Annotated in this window: 15 protein-coding genes; 10 read left to right on the top strand and 5 right to left on the bottom strand. The window is 65.7% G+C overall.

Going from position 1 to position 17558, the window contains the following annotated elements:
* Positions 1-68: 68 nt before the first annotated feature.
* Complete coding sequence (locus tag E1742_RS25525; protein WP_134387816.1) at positions 69-2378, bottom strand: xanthine dehydrogenase family protein molybdopterin-binding subunit; 2310 nt, start codon at positions 2376-2378, stop codon at positions 69-71.
* Positions 2371-5121, bottom strand: a complete 2751-nt coding sequence (locus E1742_RS25520) for an EAL domain-containing protein (RefSeq protein WP_134387815.1) — start codon at positions 5119-5121, stop codon at positions 2371-2373. Before E1742_RS25520 ends, E1742_RS25525 begins: the two co-directional genes overlap by 8 nt.
* Before the next feature lie 215 nt (positions 5122-5336).
* Here E1742_RS25520 and E1742_RS25515 point away from each other — a divergent pair, with 215 nt between their 5' ends.
* A complete protein-coding gene (locus E1742_RS25515; protein ID WP_134387814.1) occupies positions 5337-5855 on the top strand; it encodes a DUF1993 domain-containing protein in 519 nt (172 codons plus the stop codon).
* Positions 5856-5879: 24 nt separating this feature from the next.
* Positions 5880-6170, top strand: a complete 291-nt coding sequence (locus E1742_RS25510) for a hypothetical protein (protein WP_134387813.1) — start codon at positions 5880-5882, stop codon at positions 6168-6170.
* An 85-nt stretch (positions 6171-6255) separates the two neighbouring features.
* Here E1742_RS25510 and E1742_RS25505 read toward each other — a convergent pair whose 3' ends face one another.
* Together E1742_RS25505 and E1742_RS25500 are read right to left on the bottom strand one after the other, a co-directional pair.
* Positions 6256-6450 carry a DUF1289 domain-containing protein gene (locus tag E1742_RS25505; protein WP_134387812.1) on the bottom strand — a complete coding sequence of 65 codons (195 nt, stop codon included), beginning with the start codon at positions 6448-6450 and terminating at the stop codon, positions 6256-6258.
* On the bottom strand, positions 6450-7022 hold the full coding sequence (locus tag E1742_RS25500; protein ID WP_134387811.1) for a DUF1415 domain-containing protein: 573 nt from the start codon (positions 7020-7022) through the stop codon (positions 6450-6452). Before E1742_RS25500 ends, E1742_RS25505 begins: the two co-directional genes overlap by 1 nt.
* Before the next feature lie 301 nt (positions 7023-7323).
* Between E1742_RS25500 and E1742_RS25495 the strand changes: the two genes are divergently transcribed.
* The 5 genes from E1742_RS25495 (at position 7324) to E1742_RS25475 (ending at position 13504) form a co-directional block, all read left to right on the top strand.
* Entirely contained in the window at positions 7324-8703 is a 1380-nt protein-coding gene (locus E1742_RS25495) for a transglycosylase SLT domain-containing protein (RefSeq protein ID WP_134387810.1), read from the top strand.
* A 246-nt stretch (positions 8704-8949) separates the two neighbouring features.
* Complete coding sequence (gene fabI / locus E1742_RS25490) at positions 8950-9741, top strand: enoyl-ACP reductase FabI (RefSeq protein WP_134387809.1); 792 nt, start codon at positions 8950-8952, stop codon at positions 9739-9741.
* A gap of 368 nt (positions 9742-10109) precedes the next feature.
* Positions 10110-11579, top strand: coding sequence for a DEAD/DEAH box helicase (locus E1742_RS25485; RefSeq protein ID WP_134387808.1), 1470 nt, complete (start codon positions 10110-10112; stop codon positions 11577-11579).
* A gap of 217 nt (positions 11580-11796) precedes the next feature.
* Positions 11797-12768 (top strand): L,D-transpeptidase family protein, encoded by a 972-nt coding sequence (locus tag E1742_RS25480; RefSeq protein WP_134387807.1) that lies wholly within the window; start codon positions 11797-11799, stop codon positions 12766-12768.
* 22 nt (positions 12769-12790) lie between these two features.
* Positions 12791-13504 (top strand): M23 family metallopeptidase, encoded by a 714-nt coding sequence (locus E1742_RS25475; protein ID WP_134387806.1) that lies wholly within the window; start codon positions 12791-12793, stop codon positions 13502-13504.
* A 319-nt stretch (positions 13505-13823) separates the two neighbouring features.
* Here E1742_RS25475 and mepK read toward each other — a convergent pair whose 3' ends face one another.
* Positions 13824-14360 carry a peptidoglycan L,D-endopeptidase MepK gene (gene mepK, locus E1742_RS25470; RefSeq protein ID WP_134387805.1) on the bottom strand — a complete coding sequence of 179 codons (537 nt, stop codon included), beginning with the start codon at positions 14358-14360 and terminating at the stop codon, positions 13824-13826.
* 99 nt (positions 14361-14459) lie between these two features.
* Between mepK and E1742_RS25465 the strand changes: the two genes are divergently transcribed.
* The 3 genes from E1742_RS25465 (at position 14460) to E1742_RS25455 (ending at position 17427) form a co-directional block, all read left to right on the top strand.
* Positions 14460-14918 carry a MarR family winged helix-turn-helix transcriptional regulator gene (locus E1742_RS25465; RefSeq protein WP_134387804.1) on the top strand — a complete coding sequence of 153 codons (459 nt, stop codon included), beginning with the start codon at positions 14460-14462 and terminating at the stop codon, positions 14916-14918.
* Positions 14915-16195, top strand: a complete 1281-nt coding sequence (locus tag E1742_RS25460) for an MFS transporter (RefSeq protein WP_134387803.1) — start codon at positions 14915-14917, stop codon at positions 16193-16195. The genes E1742_RS25465 and E1742_RS25460 overlap by 4 nt, the downstream gene beginning before the upstream one ends.
* Positions 16196-16467: 272 nt before the next feature.
* A complete protein-coding gene (locus tag E1742_RS25455; RefSeq protein WP_134387802.1) occupies positions 16468-17427 on the top strand; it encodes a LysR substrate-binding domain-containing protein in 960 nt (319 codons plus the stop codon).
* Positions 17428-17558 lie beyond the last annotated feature (131 nt).

Below are 17558 nucleotides of genomic sequence, written 5' to 3'. Positions count from 1 at the left end.
GACGTTTTCGTGACGACGCCGGCAAAAACCGGGGACAGACCCCAGGCCGCCGGCGAGCGCTTGGGACGTCACTTACCGGGGACAGGCCCCTGCGGCCCCAGCCGCAGCGGCAGGCTGCGCAGCCGCTGGCCCGTCAGCTTGAAGACCGCGTTAGCCACCGCCGGCGCGATGGGCGGCACGCCGGGTTCGCCGGCGCCTTCGGGCGGCTCGGCGGACATGCCGATGACGGTTTCCACGATCGGCGCCTGGTGCATGCGCAGCACCGGGTAGTCGTTGAAATTGCCCTGCTCGACCTGGCCATCCTTGATCGTGATCTCGCCGCCCAGCGCGGCCGACAGGCCGAACAGCACCGCCGATTCCATCTGCTGCGCCACCAGGTTCGGCGTGACGACAAGGCCGCAGTCGATTGCGCAGACGACGCGATGTACGCGGATCTCGCCCTGTTCCACCGACACCTCCGCCACCTGCGCCACGACCGAACCGAAGCTGGTGTGCAGTGCCACGCCGTGGGCCCGTCCCGCCGGCGGCTGGCCCGCCCGCGCCACCGCGGCATTCAGCACAGCCAGTTCGCGCGGATGCTTCAACAGCATGGCGCGGCGCAGCGCCACCGGGTCCAGGCCGCCCGCATGCGCCATCTCGTCGACAAAGCTCTCCTTGAAGAACGCGTTCTGCGAGTGGCCCACCGAGCGCCAGTTCCCCAGCGGGACGGGGGTGTCCACGGCCACGTGGGCGATGCGCTGGTGCGGGATCTCGTACTGCATGTCGTACACGCCCTCGACGGTCGTCTTGTCCGGCCCTGCCACGGGCAGGCCCAGGTTGCGCCGCACGAACTGGTGGCCGAGCGCGCCGCTGGCGGCCCGGCAGTCCCACGACAGGATGGTGCCCGCCCCATCCAGCGTGGCAACGAAGCGCGCCAGCGCGGCGGGCCGGTAGACATCGTGACGAATGTCGTCCTCGCGCGACCAGATCACCTGCACGGGGCGGCCCTGGCACTGGCGCGCGATGGCAACGGCCTGCGCCACCATGTCGCCTTCCAGCCGGCGCCCGAAACCGCCGCCCAGCAGGTGTTCATGCAGCTCGACGTCGGCCGCATCCACTCCTCCCACGCGGGCCGCGATGTCGACCGCAATGCTGGGCGCCTGCGTGGACAGCCACAGGCGCACCTTGCCGCCATCCACCTGCGCCGTGCAGTTGACGGGCTCCATGGCCGCGTGGGCCAGTAACGGCGCCCGGTACTCGGCACGGACGCTGCGCGCGCCGGCGGCAATCGCCGTCACGTCGCCACGGTCGTGATAGACGTGGCCGTCGTCGCCGTCCAGCGCCGCCTGCAACTCGCCGAACAGCCGCGCGGTGGACAGCGTTTCGTGTGGCCCGGGTAGCCAGCGGATCGGCAGCGCGGCCGCAGCCTGCGTGGCCTGCCAGTACGTGCGCGCGACGACCGCCACCCCGGCCTGCGCGCCCGTCTGCCCTTCCAGTGCGCCCGTGAAATCGATCACGCTGAGGACACCGGGCAGCGCCAGCACGCTGGCCGGGTTGATCCCGCCGATGCTGCCGCCGATCATCGGCGCCATCCGCAGTGCCGCATAGACCATGCCTTCCGGGCGCGCGTCGATGCCGAATCTGGCCGTGCCGTCGGCCTTGATGCGGGCGTCGCGTCGCGGCGTGCTGCGCCCGATCAGGCGGAACTGATGACGGTCCTTCAGGGGCACTTCATACGGCGTCTCATGTGCGGCGGCGGGCGCCAGGCTGCCGAAGCTGGCCCGGCGCCCGCTGCCGTCGTGGAAACAGTAACCATCCGCCGTGCGCACCGACGCCGGCGCCACCTTCCATAACCGTGCCGCCGCCGCAATCAGCAGGCCGCGCGCGGTGGCGCCGGCCTCGCGCATGGGCAGCCACGCATCCTTGATGCTGGACGAGCCGCCCGTCAGGTTGATCCCCAGTTCGCGGCCCACCTTCGCCAGCGCCCATTGCGCCGCCGCCCGCGTGTAGCCCGCATCGTCCGGGTGGAACGGCAGGTTCTCGCGCATCACCGCGACGTTGGCGTAGATCCTGTCGAGCGGCGCCTGGACGATGCGCACGGCGGCCAGCGGCACGTCCAGTTCCTCGGCCACCAGCAGCGGCAGCGCGGTGTGCACGCCCTGCCCCATCTCGGCCCGGGGTACGACGATCGAGACGGTGTTGTCGGGCGCGATGGCGACCCAGCCATTCAATGCAACGGTGCCGTCGCCAAGCACCAGCGGCGCGCTTCCCTCCAGGCGCTGGCGCGGCGGCGCCACGCCCCAGCCCACCAGCAGCGCGCCGGCCAGGCCGGCACCGCTCAGCAGGAAGCGGCGCCGCGACGGTGTCTTTGCTGCCGGCACAGGCGCTCCCTCAGTCATTCCAGCGTAGCAGCAGCTCGTCCGGCGCCACGGGGCGGCTGTACAGATAGCCCTGCGCGTGGTTGCAGCCGTGGCGCCGCAGGAAGGCGGCCTGCTGGTCCGTCTCCACGCCTTCGGCGATGACGGACAGGTTCATGCTCTTGCCCAGCTGGATGATGGCGATGGCGATGGCCTCGTCGTTGACGTCCGTCGAGATATCCTTGATGAACGAACGGTCGATCTTCAACGTCTGCACGGGCATCTGCTTCAGGTACGCGAGCGACGAGTAGCCCGTGCCGAAATCGTCGATGGCCAGGCTGACGCCGATCGCATGCAGGTCGTTGATGAAGGCCAGCGCGTCGCCCGTATTCATGATGACGGACTCCGTCACCTCCAGCTGCAGCCGCTGCGGCGCCAGCCCCGTCTCGCGCAGGATCCCGCGCACCATGTCGCCGATCGTGCCGCGCTCGAACTGGCGCACGGACAGGTTGACGGCGATCTTCGGCACCGTCAGGCCGGCCTCCTGCCAGCGCACCATCTGCCGGCACGCCTCGTACAGCACCCACTGGCCCAGCTGGTTGATGAAGCCCGTGTCCTCGGCCAGCGGAATGAAACGCGCCGGCGGCACGAGACCCAGCTGCGGATGGTTCCAGCGCACCAGCGCTTCCACGCCGATCAGGCGGCCCGTGTCGATCTCCACCTGCGGCTGGTAGTGCAGGAAGATCTCGTTCTTCTCGATCGAGCGGCGCAGGTAGGTTTCCAGCTGCAGCCGCGCGACACCTTCGCCGCTCATTTCCGGCGCATAGAAGCAGTAGCCGTTGCGCCCGCGCGCCTTGGCCTGGTACATCGCCACGTCGGCATTGCGGATCAGCATGTTCAGGTCGGCGGCGTCGTTCGGGTACAGGCTGACGCCCACGCTGCACGTGACGAAGAGCTCGTGGCCGGCCACGAGAAACGGTTGCTCGAACATGGCCACCAGCTTGGCGGCCACCAGCGTGGCGCCGTACTGGCCCTCGACATCCTCCAGCAGCACGACGAATTCGTCGCCGCCGAGACGGGCCAGCGTGTCGCCCTCGCGCAGCTTGCCCGCCAGCGCGCGCGCCACCTGCGTGAGCAGCTCGTCGCCGATGTGGTGACCGAGCGTGTCGTTGACGGTCTTGAAGCGGTCCAGGTCGATGAACAGCAATGCCAGTGCGTCGCCCGCCCGCGCCGCGCGGTCGATGGCGTGCTGCAGCCGGTCGTTGAACAGCGCGCGGTTCGGCAACTGCGTCAGCGGGTCATGGTGCGCCATGTGGTCGAGCTTTTGCGCCGCCTCCTTGCGCTCGGTGATGTCGGCATAGACCCAGATGCTGCCTTCGTTCGGCCGGTTGCGGTCCAGCGCGCAGCCGCTGACGAGGCACCAGAACAGGCTGCCGTCGCGGCGCCGGTACTGGCGTTCCTCGCTGAAATAGCCGCCCTGGCCCAGCGTGGAATATTGGCGCGCACCGGCCGTCTCGAACGCGGCATCGGTGGGAAAGAAGATTTCGGTGGACTGGCCCACCATCTCGCCGGGACCGTAGCCGAACAGCTCCTCGCAGCGGCGGTTGACGGACATGATGCGGCGCTGGCGCACGAAGCTGACGCCGAACATCACGTTATCCAGGATTGCGCTCTGCTCGGCCAGCAGCGCCTCGATGCGCATCTCGTTGTCCTTGCGCTCGCTGATATCGGACAGGATGCCGTCCACCCACGGCGTCGCGCCATCGGCCGGGATCTGCGGCTGGCCCACTTCCTGTACCCAGCGCTGCGTGCCGGTGGTATCGACAATGCGGTATTCCGATTCGTAGGGCCGGTTCTCGGCGATGGCGTCCTTGACCGCCTGGCGCTGCGCTCGCCGGTCTTCCGGCGTGATCAGGTTGACCCACGCGTGCGTCGTGCCGCGCATCAGCTGCGCCGCCGTGTAGCCGGAGATGTCCTCGATGGCGTCGCTGACGAATTCGATCGGGCCGTCCGGGCGATAGCGGAACACCGCGCCGGGCACCTGCGTGACGATGGTGCGGAAGCGCTCCTCGCGCTGGCGCACGTCCTCGAACAGCCGGCGGATGGCCGCGCGGGTCTGTTCCAGCTGGCTGGCCAGGCGCCCCAGCTCGTCGCTGCCGCGTACGTCCAGGCGCGTGTCGAAGTCGCCCTGCGACAGGCGGTAGGAGAAGCGCATCAGCTTGCGCAGCGGCTGAATCACGCGCCGGTTCAGCAGCAGGATGATCAGCACCAGCGACACGGCCAGCTGCGTGGCCAGCAGGAAGATATACGAGCGCTGCTTGCCGCGCAGTTCCTGGCGGCTGCGCGCGTCGTCCATCTCGACGAGGATGCGGCCGATGCGTTCGCCCCGCACCGTGACGTCGCGCTCGGCCCGGACGACGCTGCCCAGCGGACGGGCGGGCGACGTCAGGTGAATGAATGGCGTATTGCCCTGCCCCGTCACGGCCACCTGCACAACGGCACTGTCGCGCATGACGGATTCGGCCAGCAGCTGGGCCGAATCGCTGTTCATGTTCCACAACGACTCCTGCATCCCGAGGGCCAGGATGTCGGCATTGCGCTGCAGTGCTTCGTTCAGCGCCGTGCGCGCGGCCTGGTGTTCGCGTACGCCGATCAGCAGATAGCTGCCAACGATGGCGGGGATGACGAGGCCGACCAGCACGACCACCAGCAGCGAGCCATAGATCGACGAACCGTACAGCGCGGACAGGCGCGCACGCAGGCCGCGGGGGTGCGAATTCGTCATGCAGGTCGGTGGCCGGAAGGGGTCATGCCATCTTGGTTCATTGCAGCGCGAGATGAAGTTTTTCTTATGCAATTATGCACGGAAAGCCACGTCGAAGTCACTCTTGCGCAACGGTGACGGGGTAGCCCAGCCGGGATGGGACGGCTGCGGCGGCGGCAACCTGGGCAGACTGGCTGCGAACTTGCTATGATCGCCACTCTTTCAAGGAGTTTGCCATGTCGTCTTCCCCGCAGTTTTCCATCTATTCCGCGTCCGTCCCCGTCTTCCGCCAGATCCTGAACAGCCTGTCGGCCATTCTGGCCAAGGCCGAAGCCCATGTCGAGGCGAAAAAGATCGATCCCGCCGCGCTGCTGCAATACCGTCTCTATCCGGACATGCTGCCGTTCACCCGCCAGATCCAGATCGCCGCCGATTTCGCCAAGGGTGCCGGCGCCCGTCTGGCGGGACAGGACGTACCGCCCTACGAGGACACGGAAAAGACGTTTGCCGACCTGCAGCAGCGCATCGCGAAGACGCTGGCTTTCCTGGACAGCCTGCCGCAAAGTGAGATCGAGAACAGTGCCGGCCGCGCCATCACGACGGGCAGCGGCGAGAAGACGAAGCATTTCGACGGGCAGACCTACCTGCTGCATTACGCGCTGCCGCACTTCTACTTCCACGCGACGACGGCGTACGACATCCTGCGCCACAATGGCATCGAGATCGGCAAGAAGGATTTCATCGGCACGTATTGATTCCCCGCTGAGAAGGAGCGCGCTATGCTTTACATCATTCCCGAACAGGGCGCCGACGAGCGCTTCACCGATCTCGCCGCCCTGGCGCGTCGTGCCGACGAGCTGGTAGCCCAGACCGGCGAGATCAACTACGGCATCGCCTACGAGTGGGCGGAGGAGACGGCACTGGACGACGAGAGCGACATCGCGCCGCCGGCAGCCATGCTGACGCGAGTCGACGGACGCTGGGTGCGGCGCGAAATCGTCGCCACGCCCACCCCGGATGGCGAGTTTTCGCTCGAGTTCGGCGATCCGGCCGAAGTCACGCCAGGCTGATCGTTGGCGCAGCCAGGACCTGCACCTCTTCGGGCGAGCGCCCGAAGAGGTGCAGGTCCCTCACGTATTCGACATTCCCCTCGGGTCAGCCATTGCGCCGTGGATACCCCTGCGCGGTAATGCGCTGCCAGACAATCTCCTTCTGCTCGGGTGTCATCGACACCCAATGGGCCACCTCTATATAAGTACGGCCACAACCGCGGCAGATCTCGTCGAACGTGGTGGAGCAGACAGCCACGCATGGCGTGTCCGGGCGCTCCGGGATATCCTGGTCGGCCATTACTTCACCTGCGGGAACAACTTGTCCCAGCCGTCGTGCCCGAGCTTTTCCATTGTTTCGATATTCTTCTCGAAAATCAGCGCCGCCTCCGGGAACGCTTCAACGGCCCGCTCGACGCTTTCCTCCCGCAACAGATGCAAGGTCGGGTAAGGCGTGCGGTTGGTGTAGTTGCCGATATCGTTCTTGTCCGTATCGGCGAACTGGTAGTCGGGGTGGAAGCTGGCGACCTGCAGTTCGCCGTCCAGCTGCATGTCTTCCAGCGCGGCATCGGCCACGTCGAGGAACTCATTGTAGTCTTCGAAGTCTGACAATACCGCGGGGTGGACGATCAGCGTCGTGTCGATCTGTTCGGCCGGCGTATCGGCCAGCAGCTGCAACTCGTCCATCAGCAGTTCCAGCAACTCTTCCGGCGTGGTCGCCTCCGATACGACATAGCGGATCTGCCCCTTGACGTGCACGGCCTTGGCAAACGGACAAAGGTTCAGGCCGATCACGGCCTTTTCCAGCCATTGCCGGGTGGCGTCGATGACGGCGTCGTGGTCGATGACGGGCGTGCGCGCGGGGGTGCTCATGAGAAACTTTCTTGAAATTGAAACGGTTACCCGCATTTTACGCATTCCCGTGCAAAACTGCTATTTGCACGCTTCTTTAGTTATCCCGCACATATTTTTACGATATATTCCGACAACTATCCGAATAAGATTTATTGTAACCGCGCCGACATATTTCTTGACGGCGACCCGGCAACGTCCTTACACTCCCTCTTTAAATTGGTAGTCCGTCCGGAAGTGCTTCACGGCAACGCAGTTCTGCCCTCAGGCAGTCTGCCCTGAATCCTGTCCGATCAACATCTGACGACAACAATGGAGCGCTATGCGACTCAAGTACACACCTCTGCTGGCGGCGCTGATCGTCGCGGCGCCGGCGATCAGCCAGGCGGTCGAATCGGCCGCAACGGGAGACCGCTCTTCCCTGCCACTGATCCCGCTCTCCCCGGCCGCCAAGGCTCCTGCACCCGAACTCGCCTCCCCTTCCAGACACGCTTCCCGGGCCGCCGCCTCGGAAGATGCATTCCGTGAAACGGACGTCTGGAACCGCATCCGTTCCGGCTATGCCATTCCCGACCTGAACAATTCCCTCGTTGCCCGCAATACCAACTGGTACGTCGAGCGTCCCGACTACATGGCGCGCGCTTCCGCACGCGCATCGCTGTACCTGTTCCATGTGGTCTCCGAGCTGGAAAAGCGCAATATGCCGACGGAACTGGCACTGCTGCCGTTCGTCGAATCCGCGTTCAACCCGACCGCCGTCTCCAGCGCCAACGCGGGCGGCATGTGGCAGTTCATGCCTGGCACGGGCCGCGACTTCAACCTGAAACAGAACGCGTTCAAGGACGACCGTCGCTCGGTGCTGGCCTCGACCGACGCTGCGCTGACGTACCTGCAGCGCCTGTATGACATGTTCGGCGACTGGCAGCTGGCACTGGCCGCCTACAACTGGGGCGAAGGCTCCGTACAGAAGGCCATCGCGAAGAACCGCGCGGCCGGCAAACCCACCGATTTCGAAGGCCTGTCCAACCTGATGCCGGCCGAGACGCGCAACTACGTGCCGAAGCTGCAGGCGCTGAAAAACGTCGTCGCCAACCCGTCCCGCTACGGCCAGACGCTGCCGCTGATCCAGAATGAGCCGTACTTTACCGCCGTCGACAAGACCAGCGATATCGATCTGGCGATCGCCGCCCAGCTGGCCGAACTGTCGGTCGACGAATTCAAGGCATTGAACCCGCAGTTCAAGCGCCCCGTCATCACCGGCGGCGAGCAGACACAGATCCTGCTGCCAAAGGAAAACGCGGAAAAGTTCCACCTGAACCTGGCCCAGTGGGGCCGCGCGCTGTCCACCTGGACCACGCACAAGGTCACGGGTGCGCGTGAAAGCATCGCCTCGCTGGCGTCGAAGTTCCGTACCACGCCGGACGTGATCCGCCAGGCCAACAACATCCCGTCGCGCGGCGTGCTGAAGGCCGGCTCGACGATTCTCGTGCCGAAGCTGTCCACCAGCGCCAACCTCGATATTCCCGTCGAGATCGCCGAGAACGCCACGGTGGCCATCGACACGAACGAAACGGTGACGAAACGCAGCAATTACCGCCAGGCCAAGGCCAGCGCGGGCAGCAGCAAGTCGCCGATCAAGCTCGTCAAGGCGCGCGTTTCGCGCGCCGATGCCGGCAAGTCGCGCCGCCGCACCCACAACTGACGCGTCGCACCGGGGACGGGCACCTGCTGCGAGCCGCGCGCCCGCGACAGGTGCCCGTCCCTTTGCGTTTACCCGGCTCCACGGCACCGCGCCGCATTGCCAAGCTTGCAGGCGTGCCGATCAGATCATACAATCTCGGACTTGCGGTGACGGGAACAGCACTTCTGCAGCATCCTCTAACCAATTAGAACAACAACCTGTACTGACGGCCGCGCCATGCGCGCGCTGTAGGCAACTGGAGTAATCATGGCTTTCTTGCAAGGCAAAAAAATCCTCATCACCGGCCTGCTGTCGAACCGCTCGATCGCCTACGGCATCGCCAAGGCATGCCAGCGCGAAGGCGCGGAACTGGCGTTCACGTACGTGGGCGAACGGTTCAAGGACCGTATCACGGAGTTCGCGGCCGAGTTCGGCAGCAAGCTCGTGTTCGATTGCGACGTCGGCAGCGATGAACAGATCGAGGCGCTGTTTGCCGACCTGGGCAAGGAATGGCAGCATCTGGACGGACTCGTCCACGCGATCGGCTTCGCGCCGCGCGAAGCGATCGCCGGCGAGTTCCTGGACGGCCTGACGCGGGAAAACTTCCGCATCGCCCACGACATCTCCGCCTACAGCTTCCCGGCCATGGCCAAGGCCGCGCTGCCGCTGCTGAAGGAAGGCTCGTCGCTGCTGACCCTGTCGTATCTGGGTGCGGTGCGCGCCATCCCTTACTACAACACGATGGGCCTGGCCAAGGCATCGCTGGAAGCCTCCGTACGCTATCTGGCGGAAAACCTGGGGCAGAAAGGCATCCGCGCCAACGGCATCTCCGCCGGCCCGATCAAGACCCTGGCCGCGTCCGGCATCAAGGACTTCGGCAAGCTGCTGGGCTTTGCCGCCAGCCACGCGCCGCTGCGCCGCAATGTGACGATCGACGAGGTGGGCAATTCGGCGGCATTCCTGCTGTCGGATCTGGCCTCCGGCATTACCGGCGACATCATGTATGTCGATGGCGGCTTCTCGCACGTCATGGGCCTGAACGCCACCGATTATCAGTAAACTGCAAATGACGTTCGGTGCCGCCCCCATGGCGGCCCGCCCTGCACGCCTCAGATAACCGTGCAGGGCGAACGAAATTCAGGTATGATGTTGTTTGTGCGTTGCAGCAGGTTCTAAATCGCCACAACCCACACAACAATAACAGAGCAGCTTCGCAAGCCTTCGCGCATCGCTCAGTGGATTTTCAAAATCCCGGATGACGCTTATAAAAAGCCCCCGCCCCAGCGTGTCGCAACCTGACACCATCCCGGCGCAAAGCTTTTGTGCCGAAATTTCTAATCTTGCTGTTTAGAGTCATTTCGTTTGGTTGGCGTTGCTATGTTGCGTTCTGCGTTTTGCACGAACGCTGATTTTTACGAAAGATATACATGAGTTTTGAAACAATTGGTCTGAACCCGTCCATCCTGAAGGCCCTGCTGGACTCCGGCTATACCGCGCCGACGCCTGTCCAGGAACAAGCCATTCCGGCCGCGATCGCTGGCAAGGATCTGCTGGTCTCTTCGCAAACGGGTTCGGGCAAGACCGCGGCATTCATGCTGCCTTCGCTGCACCGCCTGGCCGGCAACGAGTCCGAGGCGTCGCAGGGCCGCACCCCGAACCAGGAAAAGCAGGCTGCTGCCGCACGCGGCGAGCGTCCACGTTTCAAGGCAGCCCAGCCGAAGATGCTGGTGCTGACCCCGACCCGCGAGCTGGCTTTGCAGGTCACCACGAATACCGACAAATACAGTGGCAATCTGCGCCGCATCAAGGCTGTTTCGATCCTGGGCGGCATGCCTTACCCGAAGCAGATGCAGCTGCTGTCGCGCAATCCTGAAATTCTCGTCGCCACGCCAGGCCGCCTGATCGACCATATGGAGTCGGGCAAGATCGATTTCTCGGAACTGCAGATCCTGGTACTGGACGAAGCGGACCGCATGCTGGACATGGGCTTCATCGACGATATCGAGAAGATCGTGGCCGCCACGCCGGAAAACCGCCAGACGATGCTGTTCTCGGCCACGCTCGATGGTGTCGTGGGCAATATGGCCCGCCGCATCACGAAAAACCCGCAGGTCATCCAGATCATGCAGGCCGCTAACAAGCACGAGAACATCACGCAACGCGTTCACTTCGTCGACGACCTGTCGCACAAGAACCGCCTGCTGGATCACCTGCTGCGCGACGAGTCGATGGACCAGGCCGTCGTCTTCACGGCTACCAAGCGTGACGCCGACACGATCGCCGACCGCCTGAACATCGCCGGTTTCTCGGCAGCCGCACTGCATGGCGACATGCACCAGGGCGCCCGTAACCGTACGCTGGACGGCATGCGCCGCGGCAGCGTCAAGGTACTGGTTGCAACGGACGTGGCCGCACGCGGCATCGACGTGCCGACGATCACGCACGTCGTCAACTACGACCTGCCGAAGTTCCCGGAAGACTACGTGCACCGCATCGGCCGCACGGGCCGCGCCGGCCGCAACGGTCTGGCGATCTCGCTGGTGAACCATGCGGAAGGCATGAACGTCAAGCGCATCGAGCGTTTCACGAAGCAGACGATTCCTGTCGGCACCGTGGAAGGCTTCGAGCCGAAACGCAGCGCGCCACCGCGCTCGGCAGCCCGTCCAGGCTGGAAGCCGGGCGAAGGCCGTGGCGGCAAGCCAGGCCAGCGCAGCTTCAGCAAGCCGGGTGCGCCGCGTGACGGTGCACCGCGCGATAGCGGCCACTACCGTGCTGAAGGCACGCCTTTCCGCTCGGAAGGTACGCCATTCCGCAAGGAAGGCGGCGGCTTCCGTCGCGACAGCACGGCAGCGGCACCCCGCTCGGAAGCGCCGCGCCGCCCATGGGGCGAGCGTTAATCGCTGAGCAGAATCCCGGGACTTACCCGGGTTTCGCAGCAACAGTCTGAAAAGGCCGCCGGGGCAACCCGGCGGCCTTTTCTTTTGCCCCCGACCCTATTGCTTCCGGCAGTTGCTGGCCCAGTGCGAACTGTCAGCTATGGCATGTCCGCGCCCGTGCCCAGCATGCGTACGCTGCCGAACAGACCGCGCTGCCGAGTATTGACAAACTGGCGCCATGAAAAAGTCACTTCTCACCCTGCTCCTCGCCGCGCCGCTCGTACACGCCGCGCAATCGCAATCCCCACAGCCTGCGCCTGTCCCCGCGCCGGTGGCACAAAGCCAGCCGCAAGGAACCCAGTCGGCCGATCCGCAATCGCCAGACCTGCGCGCCCAGATCCTGCTGGACCGCGCGCACTTCTCGTCCGGCCAGATCGACGGCAAGTACGGCAGCAACCTGAAGCAGGCGCTGATGGGGTTCCAGAAGTCGCGCGGCCTGCAGGCCACGGGCAAGCTGGACCAGGCGACACTGGACGCGCTGGACGATCACAAGCCCGTGCTGGCCACCCATACGATCACGGATGCCGATGCCCAGGGCCCTTACCACAAGGTGCCGGAATCGATGATGGAAAAAGCCAAGCTGCCCGCACTGGGCTACGGCAGCATCGAGGAAGCGCTGGGCGAGCGGTTCCACGCCAGCCCGGCCCTGCTGCAGCAACTAAATCCCGGCAAGAACTTCGCCCGTGCGGGCGAGCAGGTCATCGTGCCGAACGTGCATGCCGCCGCGCCGATGCCGGCCGCGTCGCGCATCGTGGTCGATGATTCGGACCGCACATTGTCCCTGCTCGACGACAGTGGCAAGGTCGTTGCCCAGTTCCCCGCCAGCACCGGCAGCGAGCACGACCCGTTGCCCATCGGCGAATGGAAGGTGAACGGCGTCGGCCGCAACCCCGACTACAACTACAACCCGAAACTGTTCTGGGACGCGAAGCCGGGCGACACCAAAGCGAAAATCAAGCCGGGCCCGAACAACCCGGTCGGCGTCGTCTGGATCGACCTGTCGAAAGAGCATTACGGCATCCACGGCACACCTGAGCCGTCAATGATCGGCAAGACGGAGTCGCACGGCTGCATCCGCCTGACGAACTGGGACGCCGCCAAACTGGCCGACGTCGTCAAGCCGGGATTCCCCGTCATCCTGCAGGACTGAACGTCAACACGAGGAGCGCGCGATGAAATGGTTGCTGACTTTGCTGCTGGGAATTGCGATCGGCGTCGTAGGCGCCGTGCTGTACCTGGGCCGTGACGTGGCGAGTGCGGGTACGCCCGCTCCCGGCCCCGCCGTGATGCCGGCGCGCGCCGCCGCACCACCAACGGCGTCCCAGGGCACTGCCCCGCCGCAAGCCGCCGCCGCCGTGCCACTGCCGCCCGGCGAGCTGCCAGAAGTCGTGCCGCCGGCGCCCGTCTCGCCGGTCCCGGCCGGCGTGGAGATGAATATCAAACCCACCCTGGGTGCGCTGCTGGTGCCTGTGGCCGGCGTCAGCGCGAAAGAACTGACCGATACGTTCAACCAGGCGCGCGGCAGCGAGCGGCGCCATGAAGCACTGGACATCGTGGCGGCCAAGGGGACGCCCGTGCTGGCGGCCGCGGACGGCAAGGTCGCCAAGCTGTTCAACAGCAAGCAAGGCGGCCTGACGGTGTACCAGTTCGACCCGTCGGAAAAATACGCGTACTACTATGCCCACCTGGACAGCTACGCGCCGGATCTGAAAGAAGGCCAGCAACTGCGGCGCGGCCAGATGCTCGGATACGTGGGCGTGACGGGGAACTCCGATCCGAACGCGCCGCATCTGCACTTCGCCATCTTCGAGCTGGGTGCGGACAAGAAATGGTGGGAAGGTACGCCCGTCAATCCCTACCCGCATGTGACCGGCGCGCCACGCTGACGTCAGCCCGTCTCGGCCCCACCTGTGCCTTTGGCGCCAGACGGCAGCGCCTCCAGCGGGCAGGCCGCCGACCTCGCGCCGTCAACGGTGGGCGCGTTCCAGCGTCGCCCCAGCTTTGCCCCGGTCCCGCCAATTGTGCCTCGAACATTGCACGCCTGCCGAGCCACGCCAGGTGCGCCTCATGGCTGGAACCGCACGCAGGCCACGGCGTAAGGCAATGGCTGGCCAGCTGTCGGGCCGGACCTTCCCAACACCATGCGTGGACGGTACGACGACTTCCGCGATCGCTGCCCCAGCCATGTAACACAAGCGCAGGTTGCTACCAGTGCCGCACGCGTCCCGTGTCCATATGGACGAACTGCGAGTTGTGGTAATACCCGACGCCGCCGCCTTTCAATGCCAGCGCGGCCTTGTGCACGTTGCGCAGGTCGACGCCGGGAATGCGCAAGTCGATGGCCTTGCCTTCCAGGTGCATGCTGTGCCTGGCGACACCGCCACTGGCGGCCGCGAGCTTTTCGTTCGTTTCCGGCGAGCGATACCCGGAAATAATATGGATCACGTTATTCGTCCCGAACTGGGCGCTGACCTTATTAACCAGCAGCATCAGCGCCGGATCGATCGTCGCGATCGTGTTGCTGCGGTGATCCCGCAGCAGCTTGTTGATGTCCTGCAACGCTTCCGGGATGAATTGTCCTTCCGCCCAGAACAGCGTGCGCAGGGTTTCGCCTGTGTGCGTGTTGTAAAAACGCAGGCTGCGCTCGTGCGGCGCCGCCACGGCGGCCCGCGCCAGGGCCGGCATGCTCAAGGCAGAGGCGACGGCCACGGATTTTGTGAGAAATGATCTGCGATTGTTCATGAGCTCCATCATACCCCTGTCCGGCAGGCGATGTTTTTATGGCGCGCGGAAATCAGCTGATATATACTTGATCGCTCAAGCATCTATCAAGGACTAGTCATGATTCAATTGCAAACCGCGGACGGCGCTGCCGACGCCGCACTGGACTTCTGCCTGCGCCTGGCGCGTGCGCACGCGACCATCATCCGCCGTCTCGACACCGTGCTGGGCGGACACCACGGCCTGTCGTTCGGCGACTTCATGCTGCTGCACCACCTGTCGAAGGCGCCGGGCGGCAGGCTGCGCCGCGTCGACCTGGCCGAGCGCCAGGGACTGACGGCGTCCGGCGTTACCCGCACGCTGCTGCCGATGGAGAAGACGGGGCTGGTCGCGCGCCTGGCGGACGAACGCGACGCCCGGGTCGGCTTTGCCGCCATCACGCCGGCCGGCCACAACCTGCTGGACAACGCCATGCTGACCGCACGTGAAACCTGTGCAGAGCTGCTGAGGCATGCGCCGCAGGACCAGCTCGACGCGTTGAGGGCCGTCCTCGGCAATATCGTCGGGCCGGGCGCATGAGCGCGCAGCAAACCGACGGCCCGTGGCGCAACGCCAACCTGCGCTGGCTGCTGGCCGGCAGCGCGCTGTCGCTGACCGGCGACCAGTTTACGCTGATCGCCCTGCCCTGGCTCGTCCTGGGGCTGACGGGCGACCCGCTGGCGCTGGGCGTTGTCGTCGCGCTGATGAGCGTGCCACGCGCCATCTTCATCCTGCCGGGCGGCGCGCTGGTCGACCGCCACTCGCCCAGGGCCGTCATGATGCTGACGAAATATGCCAGCGCAGTGCTGCTCGGTACGCTGGCCGCGCTCACGTGGACCGGGCACGTCACGCTGGCAGCCGTCTACCTGCTCGCACTGGCCATCGGGCTGGCGCAGGCGTTCGCCATGCCGTCCGGGACGGCGATGCTGCCGCGTGCCGTCCCGGGTCCGCTGCTGCCGGCGGCCAACGGCCTGATGATGGGGCTGCGCCAGTTGTCGATGCTGGCCGGCCCTTTGCTTGCGGCCTTGCTGCTGGCGGTCGCCCCGGCCGGATCGGCGGGCGGTACCGACATGCGCACGTTGGGACTGGCGTTTGCCATCGACTGCGTCACCTTCCTGCTGTCGGCATGGACGCTGGCGCGGGTGCGTCCGCTGCCCGGCGCCAGGCGGGACAGCGCCAGCGAACCGGTTCTGCGCGCCGTCGGCACGGGTCTGGCGATGGTATGGCGCGACGTCCCGCTGCGCACGTGCTTCCTGTACTGGAGCCTGGTCGCGCTGTTCGTCGGCGGCGCCATGCAGGTGGCGCTGCCGCTGCTGGCCAGCGACACGCTCGGCAGCGCGCCCGCCTACGGTTTCCTGATGGCCGCGCACGGCGGCGGCATGCTGCTGGGGATGGCAGCCGCGACGTTGACGCCGAGACTGAAGGTCGTCACGTTTGGCGCAATGCTGCTGGCGGGGGACGCCGTGGCCGGCCTGCTGCTGATGCTGCTGGGCGGGATCGACGCGACGTGGCAGGGCGCGGGGCTGCTGCTGGCGCTCGGCGCACTGGCGGGCTTTCTGCAAGTGGCAATCTTTACCTGGATCCAGCGGCGCGTACCGCCGCACATGCTGGGCCGGGCTATGAGCATCTTCCTGTTCATCTTCATGGGCCTGGCACCGCTGTCGGCCGCCGCCACCGGCTGGGTGCTGCAGCACATCACCCTGGGCCAGCTGTTCACGTGCAGCGGTGGCGCGCTGATCGTCTGCGCCGCCTTCGCCTGGCTGTGGACGCCAATGCGCACCATTGCGCTGACCCCGGAAGCACCCGCCAAAAGCTGACCCCGCTGACAACATCGGGGTCAGGCACAAAAACTGTCCCGGGCCCGACCGTCGTGTAGATGAGCTCCTGTCCCGGCTGGGGTGACATCGCGGCACAGACACGAACTCGACCGCACTACCGACGAGCTCGGTGGCAGTTTTCGTGCCTGACCCCCGATGTTGTCCGAACTCGGCCGCGCTACCGACGAGCTCGATGGCAGTTTTCGTGCCTGACCCCGATGTTGTCACGGGCTCTGCCGTTAGAATGGCGGCCTGACGTTCAGGGGGAAAGCATGGAAACGAAGTGGCTGGAAGACTTTATTTCGCTGGTGGAGACGAACAACTTCAGCCGCTCGGCGCAGTTGCGCCACGTGACGCAGCCGGCTTTCTCGCGGCGCATCCAGTCGCTGGAAAACTGGCTGGGGACGGACCTGATCGACCGCACGACGTTCCCTACCCGCCTGACGCCGGCCGGCGTCGTCTTCTACGAACAGGCGCTGGAGATGCTGGGCCAGATCAACAATGTGCGCGAGCTGCTGCGCCACCAGCGCGCGGCGGCGCGCACGACGATCGACCTGGCCGTGCCGCACACCTTGTCGCTGACGTTCGTGCCGAAGTGGATCACGGGTCTGGAAGCGGAATTCGGCGCCATCAACAGCCGCCTGATGGCGCTGAACGTGCACGACGCCGTCCTGCAGCTGGTCGACGGCGGCTGCGATCTGCTGCTGTGCTACCACCATCCGCGCCAGCCCGTGCAGCTGGACCCGGGCCGCTACGACATGCTGGTGATGGGCCGCGAAGCGCTGCGCGCCTATGCCCGCTGCGACAAGGCGCGCCAGCCGGAACTGACGCTGCCAGGCCGCAAGGCGGCGCCGCTGCCCTTCCTGTCCTACACGACCAACGCTTACCTGGGCCGCATGGTCGACCTGATCCTGGCGGACGCCAGGCCGGCGCTGTATCTGGACAAACGCTACGAGACCGACATGGCGGAGGGACTCAAGATGATGGCACTGGAAGGCCGCGGCATCGCGTTCCTGCCCGAGTCGGCCGTCACGCGCGAGGTAAAACAGAAGCTGCTGGCGCGTGCCGACGCAGGCGGCAACTGGGAAATCGAGATGGAGATCCGCCTGTACCGCGAGCGGCCATCGGCGGCCCGGCCGGGCAAACCGATTGTCGCGCACCTGTGGGATTTCCTGACCGAGCGCCTGCAGCCGCCGACGTCGAAACGGCGCGTGCCGGCATCGGAACGCTGACGCAGGAATACGTTATGCATTTTTTGCATAGCTGGATGCGCAAGCGGCATTGGCCTGGATTCGGCAAGGCATCCTAAGATTCGCTCCGTCCAGCGCCCGCGTATAACGCGGCGTAACGCGGGCTTGCCCCA

The sequence above is a fragment of the Pseudoduganella plicata genome (assembly GCF_004421005.1).
GTDB lineage: Bacteria > Pseudomonadota > Gammaproteobacteria > Burkholderiales > Burkholderiaceae_D > Rugamonas > Rugamonas plicata.
Note: the sequence above shows the minus strand (reverse complement) of the source record. Positions and strands in the feature narration are given on the sequence as shown.

Coding starts and splice junctions, on each gene's coding strand:
- E1742_RS25495 (WP_134387810.1), top strand. CDS start 7,324: ATGCGACTCAAGTACACACCTCTGCTGGCGGCGCTGATCGTCGCGGCG.
- fabI (WP_134387809.1), top strand. CDS start 8,950: ATGGCTTTCTTGCAAGGCAAAAAAATCCTCATCACCGGCCTGCTGTCG.
- E1742_RS25485 (WP_134387808.1), top strand. CDS start 10,110: ATGAGTTTTGAAACAATTGGTCTGAACCCGTCCATCCTGAAGGCCCTG.
- E1742_RS25525 (WP_134387816.1), bottom strand. CDS start 2,378: ATGACTGAGGGAGCGCCTGTGCCGGCAGCAAAGACACCGTCGCGGCGC.
- E1742_RS25505 (WP_134387812.1), bottom strand. CDS start 6,450: ATGGCCGACCAGGATATCCCGGAGCGCCCGGACACGCCATGCGTGGCT.
- E1742_RS25500 (WP_134387811.1), bottom strand. CDS start 7,022: ATGAGCACCCCCGCGCGCACGCCCGTCATCGACCACGACGCCGTCATC.
- E1742_RS25515 (WP_134387814.1), top strand. CDS start 5,337: ATGTCGTCTTCCCCGCAGTTTTCCATCTATTCCGCGTCCGTCCCCGTC.
- E1742_RS25465 (WP_134387804.1), top strand. CDS start 14,460: ATGATTCAATTGCAAACCGCGGACGGCGCTGCCGACGCCGCACTGGAC.
- E1742_RS25520 (WP_134387815.1), bottom strand. CDS start 5,121: ATGACGAATTCGCACCCCCGCGGCCTGCGTGCGCGCCTGTCCGCGCTG.
- E1742_RS25480 (WP_134387807.1), top strand. CDS start 11,797: ATGAAAAAGTCACTTCTCACCCTGCTCCTCGCCGCGCCGCTCGTACAC.
- E1742_RS25475 (WP_134387806.1), top strand. CDS start 12,791: ATGAAATGGTTGCTGACTTTGCTGCTGGGAATTGCGATCGGCGTCGTA.
- E1742_RS25510 (WP_134387813.1), top strand. CDS start 5,880: ATGCTTTACATCATTCCCGAACAGGGCGCCGACGAGCGCTTCACCGAT.
- mepK (WP_134387805.1), bottom strand. CDS start 14,360: ATGAACAATCGCAGATCATTTCTCACAAAATCCGTGGCCGTCGCCTCT.
- E1742_RS25460 (WP_134387803.1), top strand. CDS start 14,915: ATGAGCGCGCAGCAAACCGACGGCCCGTGGCGCAACGCCAACCTGCGC.
- E1742_RS25455 (WP_134387802.1), top strand. CDS start 16,468: ATGGAAACGAAGTGGCTGGAAGACTTTATTTCGCTGGTGGAGACGAAC.